Origin of the sequence: Mesorhizobium sp. M7A.F.Ca.CA.004.04.2.1, assembly GCF_004022825.1 — a bacterium.
In the GTDB taxonomy this organism is placed as follows: domain Bacteria; phylum Pseudomonadota; class Alphaproteobacteria; order Rhizobiales; family Rhizobiaceae; genus Mesorhizobium.
On record NZ_RZPH01001287.1, the window covers coordinates 1 to 1,416 of the forward strand.

1 protein-coding gene is annotated in these 1,416 nt (G+C 65.4%); it reads right to left on the minus strand.

The window, feature by feature from the left end; all coding sequences use genetic code 11:
* On the minus strand, positions 1–1,416 hold a 1,416-nt coding region (locus tag EN893_RS33910; RefSeq protein WP_164901378.1), incomplete at both ends, for a phosphatidylserine/phosphatidylglycerophosphate/cardiolipin synthase family protein.

Below are 1,416 nucleotides of genomic sequence, written 5' to 3' on the forward strand. Positions count from 1 at the left end.
GTGAGAAACTTGCCGCCGATATCGCCCTTGAGATCGATGCGGCCGACAATGTCGATCCTGACGCCGCGGGCGAGCGCCCGGTCAACAGCCTGGGCAAGCTTGGGCGTCAGGTTGAGGTAGGGATTGACGATCTGGATATGGTGCTGGGCAGCGTCGACCAGTTCGACGAAATAGTCCTCCAGCGCATGGCCGTCCTCGTAGGGCACCGAAATGAAGTGTCGTGCCGTGCCTGACGGGCGGGCGCCGTCGGACCGGACCGGAATGGAGAAGGGGCGCGCCAGATTGGTGTCGGCGTCGCGCAGCCACACTGTCGAAAGATGCGCAGCCAGCATTTCGACCGTGGCCGGATCGGCGAACTCGATGTCGAAGTCGCTCCAGTTCGAATAGTAGTTCAGCGAGAGCCCGTCGGTCTTGCCGTATTGCTCAAGGTCTGGATAGCGCGACAGATCGATCGGCTGGTGGAACAGGAAGCCGTCATGGATGTTGCGGCCGCCGATGATGGCGCGCGACCGCCGTGGATCGTCGGCAAGCGTCGCCAGCATCTTGACGTGATGGACCTTGTGCAGTTGTGAAATCTGCTCGTCGATCGGCGCACCATGGTCCGCCCGCCAGCGATATTCCTGCAATTGGACATTGGGGAATTCGGCCGCCAGCCGATGCAGCAGGGCGTCGTCCTTGTCGCGCTCCAGCACGTCGGTGACCAGGATGCGCACCTTGGTGCCGAGGGCTGCATGGTGGCGGATCAGCCGTTCGATGATGCGGCCGGAGAAGTCGGCCTTGAACTCCAGCGACGACAGGTAGATCAGCTTCAGCCTTGGCGCCCTGGAGAAGTCGAGCGGCAGCTCCGGGTCGCCCTTGTCGATGGCGCTGTCGGACAGCGGCGCCCCTATCAGCGCCTCGACCTTGGCGTTGAAGCCATCGCGCGATTTGCGCAGCAGGCGCGGCTTTCCGATCGGCAAGGCGCAGGTCTGCGACAGCCAGCGGCTGGCATAGAAGGCGCGGCTGAGCGCATCGAGGCCGGTGGGGTTAGGCGTCGTGCAACGCTCGTAGCGACTGTCGAAGGCGGCGAGAGCCGGATCGGCGGCCTCTTCGCGCCGAATGGTGAGCGGCGCGCCGGCCGGGGCAAGGCTGGAGCGGATCCTTGCGGTGCAGCGGTTCAGGCCGTCACTCGGAAACAGGCTGACCGTGTCGTCCTCGCCGGACAGGCGAAAACGGAATGCCGTGCCCATGGCGATGGTGCGTGAACCGCCGCCGGCACGGATCGCCAGCGTGCCGTCGCAGATGCCCTCGATGTCGGCCGGTTGCTTGCCGGCCTGGCGCAGCACGACCTCGACGCTGCGCGCCTGCAGGCCGGAGAAATCGAAGATCCTGGGCGCCGAGGGCCGCGCAGCCGCATCGATGTAGAGTGTCTGCCGC